General features: G+C 68.8%; 16 protein-coding genes. 7 read left to right on the top strand and 9 right to left on the bottom strand.

Annotated features, from left to right (window positions below; translation table 11 throughout):
* Positions 1-111 precede the first annotated feature (111 nt).
* Complete coding sequence (locus ABZS29_RS11390) at positions 112-642, top strand: CGNR zinc finger domain-containing protein (protein WP_355460778.1); 531 nt, start codon at positions 112-114, stop codon at positions 640-642.
* Between the two features lie 31 nt (positions 643-673).
* A complete protein-coding gene (locus ABZS29_RS11385) occupies positions 674-1,285 on the top strand; it encodes a bacterial proteasome activator family protein (RefSeq protein ID WP_355460776.1) in 612 nt (203 codons plus the stop codon).
* 3 nt (positions 1,286-1,288) lie between these two features.
* Here ABZS29_RS11385 and ABZS29_RS11380 read toward each other — a convergent pair whose 3' ends face one another.
* Entirely contained in the window at positions 1,289-2,101 is an 813-nt protein-coding gene (locus ABZS29_RS11380) for a Cof-type HAD-IIB family hydrolase (protein ID WP_355460774.1), read from the bottom strand.
* A 547-nt stretch (positions 2,102-2,648) separates the two neighbouring features.
* Between ABZS29_RS11380 and ABZS29_RS11375 the strand changes: the two genes are divergently transcribed.
* Positions 2,649-3,203: a WhiB family transcriptional regulator gene (locus tag ABZS29_RS11375; protein ID WP_355460772.1), complete on the top strand. Its 555-nt coding sequence runs from the start codon at positions 2,649-2,651 to the stop codon at positions 3,201-3,203.
* A gap of 146 nt (positions 3,204-3,349) precedes the next feature.
* Here the strand turns inward: ABZS29_RS11375 and ABZS29_RS11370 are convergent, their stop codons facing one another.
* Both ABZS29_RS11370 and serS read right to left on the bottom strand, forming a co-directional pair.
* Entirely contained in the window at positions 3,350-4,156 is an 807-nt protein-coding gene (locus ABZS29_RS11370; protein ID WP_355460770.1) for an HAD family hydrolase, read from the bottom strand.
* Positions 4,153-5,427 carry a serine--tRNA ligase gene (serS, locus tag ABZS29_RS11365; protein WP_355460768.1) on the bottom strand — a complete coding sequence of 425 codons (1,275 nt, stop codon included), beginning with the start codon at positions 5,425-5,427 and terminating at the stop codon, positions 4,153-4,155. The genes ABZS29_RS11370 and serS overlap by 4 nt, the downstream gene beginning before the upstream one ends.
* Before the next feature lie 253 nt (positions 5,428-5,680).
* Between serS and ABZS29_RS11360 the strand changes: the two genes are divergently transcribed.
* On the top strand, positions 5,681-7,273 hold the full coding sequence (locus tag ABZS29_RS11360; protein ID WP_355460767.1) for a diacylglycerol kinase family protein: 1,593 nt from the start codon (positions 5,681-5,683) through the stop codon (positions 7,271-7,273).
* Here ABZS29_RS11360 and ABZS29_RS11355 read toward each other — a convergent pair.
* Positions 7,270-7,752, bottom strand: a complete 483-nt coding sequence (locus ABZS29_RS11355) for a DUF4446 family protein (RefSeq protein ID WP_355460765.1) — start codon at positions 7,750-7,752, stop codon at positions 7,270-7,272. The genes ABZS29_RS11360 and ABZS29_RS11355 overlap by 4 nt on opposite strands.
* A gap of 76 nt (positions 7,753-7,828) precedes the next feature.
* On the opposite strand from ABZS29_RS11355, the gene larB reads away from it, so the two are divergent.
* Positions 7,829-8,548, top strand: a complete 720-nt coding sequence (larB, locus tag ABZS29_RS11350) for a nickel pincer cofactor biosynthesis protein LarB (RefSeq protein WP_355460763.1) — start codon at positions 7,829-7,831, stop codon at positions 8,546-8,548.
* The gene (gene larC / locus ABZS29_RS11345; protein WP_355460762.1) at positions 8,545-9,813 is read left to right on the top strand and encodes a nickel pincer cofactor biosynthesis protein LarC; all 1,269 of its coding nucleotides are present in this window, start codon (positions 8,545-8,547) and stop codon (positions 9,811-9,813) included. Before larB ends, larC begins: the two co-directional genes overlap by 4 nt.
* Here larC and ABZS29_RS11340 read toward each other — a convergent pair.
* The 3 genes from ABZS29_RS11340 to ABZS29_RS11330 are packed head-to-tail and all read right to left on the bottom strand — an operon-like array spanning position 9,810 to position 12,478.
* Positions 9,810-10,127 (bottom strand): cupin domain-containing protein, encoded by a 318-nt coding sequence (locus ABZS29_RS11340; RefSeq protein ID WP_355460760.1) that lies wholly within the window; start codon positions 10,125-10,127, stop codon positions 9,810-9,812. The genes larC and ABZS29_RS11340 overlap by 4 nt on opposite strands.
* A 9-nt stretch (positions 10,128-10,136) precedes the next feature.
* Complete coding sequence (locus tag ABZS29_RS11335) at positions 10,137-11,693, bottom strand: DUF2029 domain-containing protein (RefSeq protein WP_355460758.1); 1,557 nt, start codon at positions 11,691-11,693, stop codon at positions 10,137-10,139.
* Entirely contained in the window at positions 11,690-12,478 is a 789-nt protein-coding gene (locus ABZS29_RS11330; protein ID WP_355460756.1) for a glycosyltransferase, read from the bottom strand. Before ABZS29_RS11330 ends, ABZS29_RS11335 begins: the two co-directional genes overlap by 4 nt.
* A 163-nt stretch (positions 12,479-12,641) precedes the next feature.
* On the opposite strand from ABZS29_RS11330, the gene ABZS29_RS11325 reads away from it, so the two are divergent.
* The gene (locus tag ABZS29_RS11325) at positions 12,642-13,832 is read left to right on the top strand and encodes an arginine deiminase (RefSeq protein WP_355460755.1); all 1,191 of its coding nucleotides are present in this window, start codon (positions 12,642-12,644) and stop codon (positions 13,830-13,832) included.
* Positions 13,833-14,127: 295 nt separating this feature from the next.
* Here ABZS29_RS11325 and ABZS29_RS11320 read toward each other — a convergent pair whose 3' ends face one another.
* Entirely contained in the window at positions 14,128-15,090 is a 963-nt protein-coding gene (locus tag ABZS29_RS11320; RefSeq protein WP_355460753.1) for a DUF5926 family protein, read from the bottom strand.
* Between the two features lie 47 nt (positions 15,091-15,137).
* Entirely contained in the window at positions 15,138-15,554 is a 417-nt protein-coding gene (locus tag ABZS29_RS11315) for an ATP-binding protein (RefSeq protein WP_355460751.1), read from the bottom strand.
* Between the last annotated feature and the right edge of the window lie 59 nt (positions 15,555-15,613).

Raw genomic sequence — 15,613 nt, 5'->3', positions numbered from 1 at the left:
CCACAGGCACACCGCTGGTAGACGACGAGTCCTTCGCTGACCTGGTGGGAGGAGACCGCGCTCCAGCGGTGTCGATGTGTTGTCATACCGCCATCGTGCTGTAATGGCATTATGCATCTCAACCCTTACGGCGCGGACGCCGTACTGCTGGCCGTCAACCTGGTGACGCGACCGGCCACAACGCCCGCCGAGCTCGCCGAGCGCTGCGAGGAGAGCGGCGTCGAGAGCCGCCTGGTGCGGGACCGCAAGGTGACGCGCGCTGACCTTGCCGCCGTCCGGGTCGCGCTGGACGAGTGGCTCGAGGTTGTGGACGCCGAGGACGAGCAGAGTCGCGTCCATCTGATGAACGCCATGCTCGCGAAATACACCGAGCATCCGCGGCTGACCAACCACGCCGGCGACGGCTGGCACATGCACTACCGGCCGGACAACGTCCCGGTCGGCCGCCTGGTCGCGACCCTGATCAGCACCGGTACGGCGTTGCACCTGGCCGGCCGCGGCATCACCCGGCTCGGGCGCTGCGCCACCGAGGGCTGCGACAACGTGTACGCCGATCTGTCGCGCACCGGCCGGCAGCGCTACTGCAGCCCGGCCTGCGCCAACCGGGACGCCGTCCGGCGGCATCGTGCCCGCACCCCGTAGGAGCCGGCCGGACGGGTTCTAGGATGGGCAGATGAGCGAGAGCAGCAGCGGCGAGGGCCAGGAGATGCCGATGGCCGGGGCGCGGACCGAGGACGGCAAGATCCTGATCGTCGGTCCGGACGGGATGGCTGTCGAAGGACCGCCGCGCTCGAACGACGACAACGACGACGATCACGACGAGCCACGATCGGTGACCGAACTGGTCGAGCAGCCGGCCAAGGTGATGCGGGTGGCGAACATGATTCGCCAGCTGCTCGAGGAGGTGAAGTCGGCACCGCTCGACGAGGCCTCCCGGCAGCGGCTGCGGTCGATCCACGAAGCCTCGATCAAGGAACTGGAGAGCGGTCTGGCTCCCGAGCTCGTCGAGGAACTGGAGCGACTCAGCCTCGACTTCACCGAGGACAGCACTCCGACCGAGGCCGAGCTGCGGATCGCGCAGGCCCAGCTGGTCGGCTGGCTGGAGGGCCTGTTCCACGGCATCCAGACCGCGCTGTTCGCTCAGCAAATGGCCGCTCGTCAGCAGCTCGAAGGTCTGCGCCGAGCACTCCCTGGCGGCCAGCAGGCGCCGGGCGAGGAAGGACCCGGTCTCCCCGGCGCCCCGCGGGCCACTGACGGCCCGGGCAGCGGCGGGATGTACCTCTAAGCACTAAAGATCGAACAGCTCCTCGAGGACGGCGGCGACGCCGTCCTCGTCGTTCGAGGGGCAGATCCGGTCCGCTACGGCCAGTACGTCGGAATGCGCGTTCGCGACCGCATACGACGTACCGGCCCAGGCGAGCATCGGCAGGTCGTTGAGCGAGTCGCCGAACGCGATCGTGTCGGCGGCCGGGATGTCCAGCTCGGCGGCGAAGTCCGCGAGCATCGCCGCCTTGGAGACGCCGGTCGCGCCGATCTCCACGAGGCTGGTCCCGCCACTGTGACTGGCGGACACACGTTCGCCCACCACGGCACTGATCCGCGCCAGCAGTTCGTCGGAATGCCAGCTCGGGTGCCGGACCAGCAGTTTGGCGGCCGGCTCGGCCAGCAGCACCTCGAGCTCGGCGATCAACGTGTTCTCGGGTTGCGGCCAGCGATTCACGTACCGCGGTTCCTGTCCGTAACGGTTCGATCGCTCAATGGCGAACTCCACCTCGGGAATCTCCGACCGGATCGCCATTGCCACTTCGTGCAATACCGCCGGATCGATCAATCGGGTCCGCAGTGCGGTCTGCCGGCCGACGTCGTACAGAATGGCGCCGTTGGCAACTATTGCGATTCCGTGATCGCCCACGAGATCTGCCAGTTCGTGCAACCATCGAGGTGGCCGGGCGGTGACCATCACGAAAACACTTCCTGCGTCCTGGACGGCGGCCACCGCGGCGCGGGTTCGATCCGAGACGGATCGATCGCTGCGGACCAGCGTGCCGTCCAGATCGGTGGCGACCAGACGCGGCGGGCGGTGCGGTTCGGATGCCTTCACGCGCTCACCGTATCGGCCGTTCCCTCTACCGCCGGATCGGCCTGCTGCGCAAGGTGCCGGCGTCTGCCTTCAGATGATTCTGATCAATCTTATTGAGCTTTTGACAACGTCACCAGACCGTTACGGCAACAAGCTGCAAAGGCAGCTAGTTCGCCTGCGCAGCATGGAGAACGCGTGATTTCATGCGGAGGTCTGGCAGGGAACCCGGAGCGATTCGACCGCGTCGTATGCCTGTTCTGGATCAGCACGACTGAGACAGCCCGCCAGCGACCAGCGAAACGTCCGCGAAATTGATGCGGATTTGGCTGCAACCAAATCCTCAGCAGCGACGTCAACAGTTATGGATCGGTATGTCCCGCGCCAGGGACGACGTGGTGGGCCGGCAAACAGTCGCCGTTCCATCAGCTAGTGGATCCGTGTGATCGAACGAGGTTCACCGTTCGTTCACTTCGATCCGGATACTTGGGGAGCCTTGATGACCGTCAGCAGCGCCAATCTCTTGGGACACGATCGAGCTGTCGACACATCTTCCACGACAGATGGGGCCATGACCGGATGTATCGCCCGGTCGGACATTTTCCAGCACCGTCTGATGGAAGAGCCGCCGCCCGCCTCGGCAACCCGCCGGACCCGGGAGCGGTACGAGCAGCTGGTGCGGGAGGCAAAAGCCTTGTGTGCTTCGTGTCCGCTCTTCACCGACTGCCTGTACAGCGCGGTGGCGGAGCACGACGTGAGCGGCTTCGTCGCCGGAACGACCGCGGCACAACGCCGCTCGATGCGGAACCTGCTCGACGTCGAAGTGCAGGCCGACGACTTCGACCAGCTCGCCGGCGCCCGCGGCACGCGCCGTCCGGTCAGCCACGAAGAAGTACTGCGGCTGCGCAGCCAGTACCCCAACGACAGCCTGGAATCCCTTGCCATGCGGCTCGGATGTTCCTTGTCGACTGTCAAGCGGCACTTGCGCCGAGCCCGGCGCGGCCAGAGCCCGGCCACCAAGACGCCGCGGCCGCGGCCCGAGCTGAGCGCCGTACTGGACGCCTTCGAGACCGTCGTCGACGTTCAGCCGTGCCAGCCGCGCCGAGGCGGTAGCCGCGTCGCCTGATCCGACAAGCGGCCCGCCAGCGGACTGTCGGTCACTCAACGCACCGGCCCGGAATCCCTGCGTAGACAGGGGTTCCGGGCCTTTTTGTTGCTACCGGCAAGCTTCCGGCTTGTCAAGCTATTTTGTTCTGGTCGAAAGGGTTGCTGTCAGAACCAGCGGTTGAGTACGGCGGCGACTCCGTCGTCGGAGACCGACTTCGTCACCTCGTCGGCGGCTGCCTTCACCTCGTCGGGCGCCGAGCCCATCGCGACCCCGAGGCCGGCGAACTTCAGCATCTCGATGTCGTTGCGTCCGTCCCCGATCGCGACCAGACCCGACGGGTCCAGGTCGTACTGCGCCAGAGCGACCTTCAGACCGGTCGACTTGTCCACACCCTCGGGCGCAATGTCGAGCCAGGCCGTCCAGCCGACGAAGTAGCCGACGCCGTGCAGACCCAGCCGCTCGGCCAGCCGCACGAAGTCCGCCTCGGACTGCTCCGGGTCGCGAATGATCAACCTGGTCACGGGTTCCGGCGCGAGCTCCTCGTCGGAGACCACGCGGATCGTGGCGTTGTAGCCGAGGTCGCCGTCCGGGAACGGCTCGGTCACCAGGTACGTCCCGTCGTACTCCTCGACGGCCATCCGGGCGTTCGGTGCGTGCTCCCGGACCGAAGCGATCACCGTGCGCGGGTCGAAGGTGCGCTCGTCCAGCAACTCGCCGTCCGGGTAGCGCATCGTGCGCGCACCGTTGCTCACGACAACTATTCCGCCGGCGGGCAGGCCGAAGCGGTCGGCCACCGGCTTGGTCGTCGACCACGCCCGGCCGGTGGCCAGGAACACCGGCACCTGCGCGGAGGCCCGCCGTACGGCGTCGACGACCGCAGGCGACAGCCTCTCGTCGTGGTCGATCAGCGTGCCGTCGATGTCCAGGGCAACTGCTGTCGGCTGGAAAGGCGCCGCCTGCGGTTCGCTCACTTGCTGTTGACCGGCTCGAGGACCTCGCGGCCGAGGAACGGCTGGAGGGCGGCCGGCACCCGGACCGATCCGTCCGCGAGCTGGTGCGTCTCCAGGATCGCCACGATCCACCGGGTGGTGGCCAGCGTCCCGTTCAGCGTCGCCACCGGCTGCGTCTTGCCGTCGGCGTCGCGGTGCCGGATGTTCAGCCGGCGGGCCTGGAAGTCGGTGCAGTTCGACGTCGAGGTGAGCTCGCGGTACGCGCCCTGGGTCGGCACCCAGGCCTCGCAGTCGAACTTCCGGTACGCCGACTGTCCGAGATCACCGGTCGCGGTGTCGATCACCCGGTAGCTCAGCTCCATCTTGTCGAGCATCTGCTTCTCCCAGTCCAGCAGCCGCAGGTGCTCCGCGGCAGCGTCCTCGAGGCTGCAGTAGGAGAACATCTCGACCTTGTCGAACTGGTGGACGCGGATGATCCCGCGGGTGTCCTTCCCGTGCGAGCCGGCTTCCTTGCGGTAGCAGGACGACCAGCCGGCGTACCGGATCGGGCCGTTGGAAAGGTCCAGGATCTCGTCCATGTGGTAGCCGGCCAGCGCGACCTCCGACGTACCGGTCAGGTAGAGCTCGGGGTCGTCGAGGCGGTAGACGTCGTCGTGGGCCGAGAGGTAGCCGGTGCCGCCCATCACCTCGGGCTTGACCAGCGTCGGCGTGATCATCGGGGTGAAGCCGTTCTCCACCGCCTGCTGGACGGCCAGCTGCAGCATCCCGAGCTGCAGCAGCATGCCGACGCCCTTGAGGAAGTAGAACCGGGCACCCGACACCTTGGCGCCGCGCTCCATGTCGATCGCGCCGAGGAGCTCGCCCAGCTCGAGGTGGTCGCGCGGCTCGAAGCCCTCGGCCGCGAAGTCGCGCGGCTTGCCGATCGTCTCGACAACCCGGAAGTCGGCCTCGCCGCCGACCGGCGCCTCGTCCGAGACCAGGTTCGGCAGTGCGCCGGCCAGCTCGTCGTACCGGCGACCGGCCTCGTTGGCGGCGGCCTCGTTGGCCTTCACCTCGGCGGCCAGGGTCTTCGTCCGCTCCAGCAGCGCGGTGCGCTCGTCACCCTTGGCCTGGGCGACCTGCTTGCCGAGCGTCTTCTGCTCGGCGCGGAGCGCCTCGAAGGCGGAGATGGACGATCGACGCTCACTGTCGGCCACCAGAATCTGGTCGACCAGGTCGGTACTCTCGCCGCGCTTGGTCAGGGCGGCACGTACGACGTCAGGGTTCTCACGGAGCAGTTTCGCGTCAATCACACGATGAGGGTATCGGGGCGTGTCTCGGCGGGCGAAGTCAATTCGGGATGATGTGGTGTGTTGCATCGAGGATCGTTGGTGCGACTGGTGGTGGTCCAGTCGTTCGCTGGCAAGGCGGAGGAGGAGCGCGATGCGGAGCATCTCGCGACGACGACAACGCCGCCAGCGGGCGTCTGGGGCGCCTCCAGGCGTGCCGAACGGTTCTCGATGCAACACTGCACCGGAGTGACCACAGGGGGGAATTGAGCGGGCGATGAACCACCACCCATCCACTCCGGTCGGCCGCGCGCTGACCGTTGTCCTGGGTGCGGTGCCGTTCACCGTGATCACTCTGCTGGTCTTCGGCGGCTGGCCGCCGCTGCAGCGCTGGGACGCCTCCATGGCCGCCCGAGCCAGCGGGTACGGCGCCACGCACCCGGAGGTGGTCGACTTCTGGCAGGTGGTCGGAGCGGTCGTCCTGCCGTGGACGTCGCGAGCCGTGATCGTGGTCGTCGCCGTCTACCTCTGGCACCGTCGGGCGCGGCTGCTGACCGTCTGGCTGCTGGTCTCGGCCGGCGCCGAGCTCGGGCTGGTTCAGGCGGCGCAGTACATCTTCACGCGGTCCCAGCCCGCTCAGCACCTGGTCGAGACCGACGGCTGGTCGTATGTCTCAGGCCACGCGACCGCAGCGTTCGTGATGGCTGGGGCGCTTGGCGTCGTACTGCCTTCGGTGCGCGGGTGGCGGCGGCGGTTCCGGCTGCTCGTGCTGCTGCCGGTCATTGCGGTCGTGTGGATTGCGTCGGTGGACCGGCTCGCGCTGAACGTGCACTACGTGTCCGACGTGCTCGGCGGCTGGGCGCTCGGGCTGGCCATCCTCACCGCGACCTCGATCGGGTTCGGCCTGCGCCCCGGATTGCGCCGGAGGCGCCGCCGTACACCGTCCTCGACGTTGGAGACCGCGCGCCCGCCGCGGGCCGCGGTGATCGTGAACCCGATCAAGGTCGGCGACGGAGTGGCCTTCCGGCGGAAGGTGACCCGCTCGCTGGAATTGCGCGGCTTCGACGACCCGCTGTGGCTGGAGACCCAGATCGACGACTCCGGCAATGCGATGGCCAAGCGCGCGATCGAGTACGAGTCGGACCTGGTCCTGGTCGCCGGCGGCGACGGCACGGTCCGCGTGGTCTGCGCGGCGCTGGCCCACACCGGCATCCCGGTCGGCGTGATCCCGGCCGGCACCGGCAACCTGCTCGCCCGCAACCTGCACATCCCGCTCGACCTCGACGACGCGCTCGAGCGGATCCTCGAAGGCCGCAACCGGCGGATCGACCTCGTCTCCGTGTACGGCGACCAGCTGGACACCGACCGCTTCGCCGTGATGGCCGGGCTCGGGCTCGACGCCGCGATCATCTCCGGCGCGCCGCCCGTCCTCAAGGCGCAGATCGGCTGGCCGGCGTACTTGGTCTCGACCGCCCGCAACATCAACCACCCGTCGGTGCGCGTCCGGATCACCCTTGACGACGAGACGCCGATCGAGCGCCGGGTCCGGACCGTCGTGGTCGGTAACGTCGGCATGCTGCAGGCGAACATCCCGCTGCTGCCGGACGCCCGCCCCGACGACGGTCTGCTCGACGTGGTCGTGATCGCCCCGCGCCGCGTCACCCAGTGGCCGATCGTCGTCTGGCGCTTGCTGACGCGCACCAACCGCACGGACATGTACCTGGAGCGCTTCACCGGGCGCAAGGTCGAGATCATCGCCGCCGTCGACGTAGAACGCCAGCTCGACGGCGACCCCATCGGCCCCGGCCGAACCCTGACCGCCGAAGTAGAACCCGGCGCCCTGGTCGCCCGAGTCCCCCGCCGCCGCTAGGCGAGGGTGGGGCCGGCGTCTTTGCGGAGGGTTTCGAGGGCTTCCTCTTCCTCCGGGGAGAGTTTGGACTCGCTGGCGAAGGAGCGGATCTCCTTGGCGTAGGTGCGGGCGTCGGCGCGGCTGTTGATCGAGGTCAGGACGACGCCGTGGCCGTTGTCGTCGAGCAGGGCCAGCGACCAGGAGAGCTTGCCGCCGGTGTCGCCGAAGGCGTCGTACCGGACGATGGCGAGGTGCTGGACGGTGTCGCGCAGCTCGGCGCGGGTCACCTCGATGTCCTTGCCGAGTCTGCGCAGTTCGGCCTTGACCGTGCCGGGTTTGGGCTCGGGTTGCGGTTCCGGATCGGGCTCTGGGGCAGGCGGCGGTACGGCGGCGGCCGTCGTACCGGTCTGGGCCCGGACCGCCTGGATGGCGAACACGAGGGCGAGCACCGCCACGAACAAGGCAGCGATCCCGAATGCACCGGCTAACGTCGAAGACACGCACGAGAGCCTAAGGCATCCGGGTTTACCTGAGTACTCAGGTGGTTGCGGAGCGTGCATCACGTAGATTCACGACGTGACACATTTGCCTGACCAAGGACCACAGCCGGGGGTTCACGACCTCGGTTACGCCCGTCTCGACACCGACCGGCTGGAACGCACTGGCGACGCCGAGGTGGTGTACGGCGCCGGCAAGACGCCCTCACAGGTCGTCGAACTGCTGCGCACCCTGCACGCCACCCACCCGGGCAACGCCGTACTGGCGACCCGGCTGACGCCCGAGGCCCAAGCCGCGGTCGCCGCCGAGCTGCCGGATGCCGTGGTCGACCCAGTCGGCCGTACGGCGGTTCTCGGCGAGCCTCCCGTTCTGCGGGGGACCGTGGCCGTGGTGGCCGCCGGTACGTCGGATGCGCCGGTCGCACTCGAGGCGGCGACGACTGCACGCGTGTTCGGCGCGAACGTCGAGATGATCACCGATGTGGGTGTGGCCGGGCTGCACCGGATCCTCGGGGTGCGTGAGCGGCTCGACGTCGCGGACTGCCTGATCGTGGTCGCCGGGATGGAGGGTGCGCTCCCCAGCGTCGTCGGCGGGCTCGTCGGCGTACCGCTGGTCGCCGTGCCCACGTCGGTCGGCTACGGCGCATCTTTCGGTGGTGTGGCCGCGCTGCTCGGCATGCTGAACTCCTGCGCCCCCGGCGTGACGGTCGTCAACATCGACAACGGCTTCGGCGCCGGCGTCTTCGCCGCCCGAGTAGCCCGCCGCGCAGCCCCGCGTGAGCGGAAGGACGAGTCGTGAAGGTCGCCTGGATCGACTGCTCCGCCGGTGCGTCGGGCGACATGCTCCTAGGCGCGCTGCTCGACGCCGGCGCCGACCTGGCGTACGTGAACGCCGCGGTAGCCGCGGTAGACCCGTCTCTCGCCGTGCAGACGAGTCGGACAGCCCGCCACCAGATCGCCGCTCTCAAGGCGACGGTCGAGGTCAACGGCACTCCTCACCCGGAAGGGCCTGCAGTCGCCGTACCCGAACCGGAGGCTGGGCACGGACACGGCCATGGGCACGGTCATGGCGGGCACTCGCACTCGCATGGGCCTACTCGGCCTTGGAGTGAGGTTCGGCGGATTCTGGAGGCGGCTGAGCTGCCGGAGAGTGTTCGGGAGCGGGCGTTGGATACCTTCGCTCGGTTGGCTCGGGCTGAGGCGAACGCTCACGGAGTGGATGTGGAGGGGGTGCACTTTCACGAGGTCGGCGCGCTGGATGCGATTGCGGACATCGTGGGGGTGGCGGCGGCATCCGTTTCGCTCCAGCTGGAGCGGATCGTGGTTTCGACGATCGCGCTGGGTGGGGGGCGGCAGGTGCGGGGGCAGCACGGCGGGATTCCGATTCCGGGGCCGGCGGTCCTGCATCTTGTGGCTGAGGCTGAGGCGCCGGTGATTGGCGGCACCGCGCCGTACGAGATGACGACGCCGACTGGCGCCGCGTTGCTGGCGACGCTGGCGGACGAGTTCGGGATGATGCCGCCGATGCGAGTCGGCCGGACCGGGGTCGGCGCCGGCGGGCGAGACCCGGTGGAGGTGCCGAACATCCTGCGAGTGATCGTCGGGGAGACCGCCGAACGGGCCGCGACGCAGCTCGTCTACGAGACCAACATCGACGACCTGGACCCGAGGCTCTGGCCGCCCATTCTGCAGCGGTTGCTGGACGCCGGCGCTTCCGACGCGTGGCTGACGCCGATCCTGATGAAGAAGGGCCGGCCCGCCCACACGCTGTCCGTCCTCGTCAGCAGCACGAACGCCGACGCCGTACGACGCGTTGTCCTGACCGAGACCACCGCGATCGGCCTCCGCGAGTACGACATCCGCAAGCACGCCGCCGACCGCGAGTTCACCTCGGTCGACGTCGACGGCCAAGCGGTCAGCATCAAGATCGCCCGGTACGACGGCCAAGTGGTCAACGTGCAACCGGAGTACGAGGATGTCGTCACCGCGGCCGCCGAGCTCAAGCAACCGGTCAAGGCCGTCATGGCCCGGGCAGTCGCAGCAGCCGCGCACTTCTGGAACTAGCGCCCCGAGTACGCCGGAGCGAAGACGACCAGCAGCGAAAGGTCTTCGGTGATGTCGACGAAGCGATGCTCCTCTTCCGCGGGAACGAAGAGGACATCGCCCGTCTCAACAGGCTCCGCACCGGACGGCGTCACGAAGGTAGCCCGTCCAGCCGTCACCACGTAGATCTCTTCCTCGTGGTGCGGCGCCTGGTCGTCCACCCCACCCGCCGGAATCGAGTAGGTCCCCACCGACATCGACCCGGTCCGCAGTTGCTCGACGTAGTCGTTCGGCTCGCGGTGTACGAAGACACCCGCCCCCACCAGCTTCTTCATCCGGCGAGGTTAGCTTGCGGAAGCCTTCTCCGGAACGGCCTTCTGCTTGCGCCGCGGCCAGTCGTACGGCCACCACTGCGCGCCACTCCGGCGGGCCCACACGATCAACCCGACCAGTACGGCGAGCTCGATCGCCGGGCAGATCGTGTCCCGTAGCCGCGCGCTGAAGAACTCCAGCGAGTCGGACAGGCTCGCCGCGACCTGACGTGCGTTCGGATCCCGCCCTGGCACGTACGCGATCGCGAGCATCGTCGTCCGGACCACCATGAACTTGTCGACCTTCGACGCGGCCACGGCCGCCAACGGCAGCCAGGCGATGACGTCGTACCAAGGCAGTGAGTACATCGCGGTCAGCACCCAGGCGATCGCGTAGATCGCGGTGTAGCGCACCGCGGCCGGGACCGGGTCGTTCGGGTGCGTCTGCGGGACGAGCGACTTCGGCATCACCTGCGAGAGCAGGATCGCGACCACGATCAGCCCGACCCAGGCCAGGATCGCGAGGATCGTCCGGACGAGGGCGCCGGGCAGGAACAGGTCGAACAGACTCAGCAGCACCTTATGCGGCGTACCGGTCGAGATGAACGACGTCTGCGACCGCGCCTGCTGGAAGGCTTGCAGCCCGAAGATGCCGTACAGACCGCCCATCGCGAGCGCACCACCGCCGCACATGATGAGCGCCTTGCGGCGATCCGCGCGCAGTGACCACAACATCGCGATGCCGACCAGACCGATCGACAGCTTGGTCGCACCGGCCATCCCGATCAGAAGTCCGGCCAGGAACACATGCCGTCGCAGCGCCACCAGCGCCAGAACCGCGAACATCACCGCGATCGAGTCGTTGTGCGCACCGGCCAGCACCGACCACAGCAGCAGCGGGTTCGCCATGCCGAGCATCAGCACGCGCCGGCGGCTGGGCAGGTTCGGGCCGACGAGCTTGAGCAGCAGCAGGCTGGTCAGGATCAGGCTGATCCCGACCGACAGCTGCAGCATCCACACGGTCAGCTGCATCGAGTCGCCGCCGACCACCGACGACAGCCACTGGATCCAGGTCGCGATCGGGCCGTAGACACTGCGCGCGCCCTGCCACGGCCGCTCGGTCGCCGCGATCACCGGGTCGTAGCCGAGCCGGATCGTGTCGGCCGGCGCGGTCGTGTACGGGTTGCCGCCGAGCGTCATGATCCGCCCGTACGCCGCGTAGATCAGCACATCGCCGGACGCCATCGGCGGCACCAGCGTCACGGCCGCCGTCGTACCGATGCCTAGGGCAACCAATCGGCTGAGGCGCGGGGCCCAGCCGTGCTTCAACGCCTTGACCGCCATCCAGACGCCGTAGCCGCCGAGGAGGATCGCGACGTAGATCAGCACCGAGACGAGCCAGCCGTTCGGCTTTGCGTCGAACCAGTACGACGGGAGCCAGGCGTGCCGGTTCGTGAGCGTCAGCACGACGACCGACGGGCCGAGCAGGCCGACCGCCACGATCAACGCCGTACAGGCGAGGTAGAGAGCGACGGCGCGGCGGCCGTACCGCTCTGCGAGGCGCGGGTCGGGGGTGACTTCGGTGCTCATGGTGTCGTCTTCCGCGGGAACAGGCTGCGCAGCGACGGTCCCCCGTCGGCCGGCAACGCGCTGCGGGCCGCGAGAGCACGCCGTACATGCAGGTACTGCTTGCCGCGGTGCAGTTGGCCGCGCAGGTCGGTCCCGGTCGCCCGGTGCCGCACCTCGATCGGCACCTCGAGGATCCGGAACCCCTTGCGGCCGAGGTCGATGCTCAGCGCGGTCTCCACGCCGAACCCGGCAGCCAGCGGTACGGCGGCATCGAACGCGAGCCGGGTCAGACAGCGCTGGCCGGAGAGCGGTTGTTCCGGAGCCCAGCCGGTCGACTCCTGGATGCCGGCCCGGGCCAGCTTGACCACGAACCCGTGGCCGCCGGCCTTAGAACCGTCGGCCCGAACCTGCGCCGGCAGCGTCCCGATCGTCATGTCCGCGCGACCGGCCTGCACCGGCTCCAGCAGCGGAGCCGCAGCACTGGCGGAGTCGGTCAGATCCGCGTCGAGGAAGAGCAGGTGTCGCGGCCGGGCGCCATCGCGCTCGGCGACCGCCGCCGCGCCGGTCTCCATCGCGGCTGCCTTGCCCTGGTTGCGGTCGTGGCGGACCACGACGGCACCGGCACGCTCGGCCACTTGGGCGGTGTCATCGGACGATCCGTCGTCCACGACCACCACCAGATCGACCCCGATGATCTTGTGCACCGCGTCGACCGTCGCCGCGATCCGCAGCCCCTCGTCCTTCGCCGGGATCACACAGGCGACGGCACGCTCGAACGGCTCAGGGGAGGAATCAGCACCGGACACAGCACCGCAGCCTAGTTCCTCAATGGGCTGCGGACTGCTTCAGTGGGTACTCGAAGACGACATCTCGTTCTTTCGGACGAAGGCAGTGTTGTGCAGCTCTCTTTGCATCCGAGCGAAGATTGTCGGACAATCAGACAGTACTTGTCGACGAGAGGGCAGGCAGATGAGCCAGATGTACGGCGTCGACAGCGAGGTCGGCACGCTGCGGACTGTGATGCTGCACCGGCCGGGGAACGAGTTGCGCCGGCTGACCCCGCGCAACAACGACAAGCTGCTGTTCGACGGGATCCCGTGGGTCGGCCGCGCGCAGGACGAGCACGACGCGTTCGCGCAGGTGCTGCGGGACCGCGGTGTCGAGGTGCTGTACCTGCACGAGCTGCTGATCGAGGCGCTCGGTGACCCGGCGGCTCGCGAGCAGGCGGTGACCGGCGCGATCGCGGACCTGCGGCTCGGCGACACGCTGCGAGAGTACCTCGCTGCGTCGCTGACGGCTCTCGATCCGGCCGAGCTGGCCGAGGCGCTGATGGCCGGCGTCCGGAACGACGAGGTGCGGGCCGGCGGGCTGGTCACGTCATTGCTCGCGCACGAGGACTTCCTGATCGACCCGCTGCCGAACCTGCTGTTCACGCGGGACTCGAGTGTGTGGATCCGGGACTCGGTCGCGGTCACGTCGCTGGCGATGCCGGCGCGGGTTCGCGAGACCCAGCTGACCGAACTGATCTACGGCTTCCACCCGCGGTTCGCCGGGGCGGACAAGGTGTACGACCACTCTTTGGAGCACGTTGAGGGCGGGGATGTGCTTGCCCTCGGGCCCGGCGTGCTCGCGGTTGGCGTGGGCGAGCGGACGACGCCGGCTGGTGTCGAGCGGCTGGCGCGGCGGGTGTTCGCGAAGAACCTCGCGCACACGGTGCTCGCCGTACCGATTGCTCAGCAGCGCGCCACGATGCACCTCGACACGGTGTGCACGATGGTCGACGTCGACGCCGTACTGATGTATCCGAACATGGCCGAGGAGATGCGCGCGCTCGCCGTCACCACGGACGGCGACGAGCTACACGTGGCCGAGTCCGAGCCGTTCCTCGTCGCGGCCGCCAAGGCGCTCGGGATCGACACGCTGCGGCGGATCGACACCGGCCTGGACCCGGTCACCGCCGAGCGCGAGCAGTGGGACGACGGCAACAACACGCTCGCCCTCGCGCCGCGCGTCTGCATCGCTTACGAACGCACGGTCGAGACCAACCAGCGTCTCGAGGAATCCGGCGTCGAGGTCATCCGGATCTCCGGCTCCGAACTCGGCTCCGGCCGCGGCGGCCCCCGCTGCATGTCGTGCCCGGTGCTCCGCGAGCCCGCCTGACTCCTTACTTCACGCATTCACTTGACGACGCGAGTGAAGCCGACGACACGCGGAGTGAAAACGGGGCTTGTGCACTGACCCGCTCCTGAGTACTCTTCATGCCTAGGCCCAGGCCCTGTTGCTCCCCCGTCAGCAGGACTTGGGCCGTCCACGTTCGAGAAGGCCCCGGTTCCCACCGGGGCCTTCTCGCGTTCTGGGCACAAAAGCCCAGACCTGGGGTCCGCACGCACGCGCGCGGCAGGTGTCGAAAAGTCCGTCGCCGCCGAAGGCGGTGTCCTTCGGCGGCCGTGTCCTTTTACCGGATGGTGAGTTGGCGGCTGGCGAGGCCGGCTCGGGCGGCTCGCTCTTCGGTGGTGAGGGGGGCGGTGGCGGCGAGGGCCTTGTCGAGGGCGGCGGCGAAGTCGGCGGCGGGCTTCTCGACGTCGGCGGCTTCGGTGTCGGCGGGGAGCTCCCAGACCGGGGCCAGGACGCCGAGGGCGCGGAAGGAGCCGATCAGGCGGCTGTCTTCGACGAGCTGGGACTGGCCGGCTGCGTGCAGGCGAGCGAGCGCGTCGAGGACGGTGTCCTCGCCGTGCGGGAGGACCCAGCGCAGGTAGCGGCGGTCGCCGATCTGCGTCCAGTACGCCGCCTCGACCGACTCGAGCCGGACGGTCGGCGCAGCGGCGGCGTTGGCGCGCTCGAGACCGGCAGCGACCTCACCGGTCGGGTCCTCGACGTTCTCGCCGACCCAGAAGTCGAAGCCTTCGTGGACCTTGACCTCGATCGGCTTGGAGGTGTCGATCAGGTCCTGCAGGCGCGGGCCGTCCTTCATCAGGTCGCCGACCTGGATCGGGTTGCCGGGCTCGGTGGCGAGGGCGGCCGTGATCGCGTGGCCGAGGTCGCGTGACGGGTCACCGGAGGAGGCGTGCGTCTGCAGGCCGATCCAGATCGTCTCGTCGTCGCGGACCAGGCCGGGCATCGCCATCGGCAGCAGGGTGACCAGGTTGACCACCTTGCCGGAGTCGAGCAGCTCGACCTGCGCCGTCCCGGACGGCACGATCTCGCGGAACGCGATCAGGTCGCACTCGGACGGCAGCCCCTCGAACGGGCGCACCACCCAGGTGTCCGCGGCGGCCGCGATCTCCTTGCCGTGGCACTGCTTGAACCGCTTGCCCGAACCGCAGGGGCAAGGTTCCCGCGGACCGACGTCGACCAGGTCGGCCGGGTCGAGGGTGACGGTCGTCGTGTTCTTCGCGCGCTGCCGCGACTTCTTTCCCATGAGCGCAGTCTTGCAGCCCACCCCGCCGTACGGCGAACCCGCCGGAGTCAGCTCGGGACGACGGCGTGCACGGTCCGGCGCCCGATCCCGGTCCGGACGTCCCAGTGCGAGGTGAGGACGTCGACGATCGCCAGCCCACGGCCGCCGATCGACTCCGGGTGCGGGTCGTCGATCCGCCGCGGCTCGGTCTCACCGCGACCGTCGGTCACCTCGACGTGAATTCCGGAGTTGTCGATCCACCAGGCCGCGCGCACTTCTCCGGCCGGCAACGCGGGTGCGTAGCGGATGGCGTTGGAAAGCAGCTCCGAGAGCACCAGCTGAGCGTCGTCACACGCTCCGTCGGTCACGCGGTACCGCTTCAGGTATGCGGCCAAACGGCGCCGGGCATCCGCTACCGCGGACACTTCGTGCGGCAGTACGACGTCCACGACACTCACGTCGGCAGGCAGGGTCGCTGAGGACAAGCAGGGTCTCCTCGATGATCGGAACAGCCATCAGAGGTTCTGCCCACTTCCGGCCCGGA

The organism is Kribbella sp. NPDC005582 (assembly GCF_040605415.1).
GTDB lineage: Bacteria > Actinomycetota > Actinomycetes > Propionibacteriales > Kribbellaceae > Kribbella.
The sequence above is the reverse complement of the archived record's forward strand: the minus strand, read 5'-3'. Positions and strand labels throughout refer to the sequence as shown.

Coding starts and splice junctions, on each gene's coding strand:
- ABZS29_RS11390 (WP_355460778.1), top strand. CDS start 112: ATGCATCTCAACCCTTACGGCGCGGACGCCGTACTGCTGGCCGTCAAC.
- ABZS29_RS11385 (WP_355460776.1), top strand. CDS start 674: ATGAGCGAGAGCAGCAGCGGCGAGGGCCAGGAGATGCCGATGGCCGGG.
- ABZS29_RS11375 (WP_355460772.1), top strand. CDS start 2,649: ATGACCGGATGTATCGCCCGGTCGGACATTTTCCAGCACCGTCTGATG.
- ABZS29_RS11360 (WP_355460767.1), top strand. CDS start 5,681: ATGAACCACCACCCATCCACTCCGGTCGGCCGCGCGCTGACCGTTGTC.
- ABZS29_RS11340 (WP_355460760.1), bottom strand. CDS start 10,127: ATGAAGAAGCTGGTGGGGGCGGGTGTCTTCGTACACCGCGAGCCGAAC.
- ABZS29_RS11335 (WP_355460758.1), bottom strand. CDS start 11,693: ATGAGCACCGAAGTCACCCCCGACCCGCGCCTCGCAGAGCGGTACGGC.
- ABZS29_RS11325 (WP_355460755.1), top strand. CDS start 12,642: ATGAGCCAGATGTACGGCGTCGACAGCGAGGTCGGCACGCTGCGGACT.
- ABZS29_RS11320 (WP_355460753.1), bottom strand. CDS start 15,090: ATGGGAAAGAAGTCGCGGCAGCGCGCGAAGAACACGACGACCGTCACC.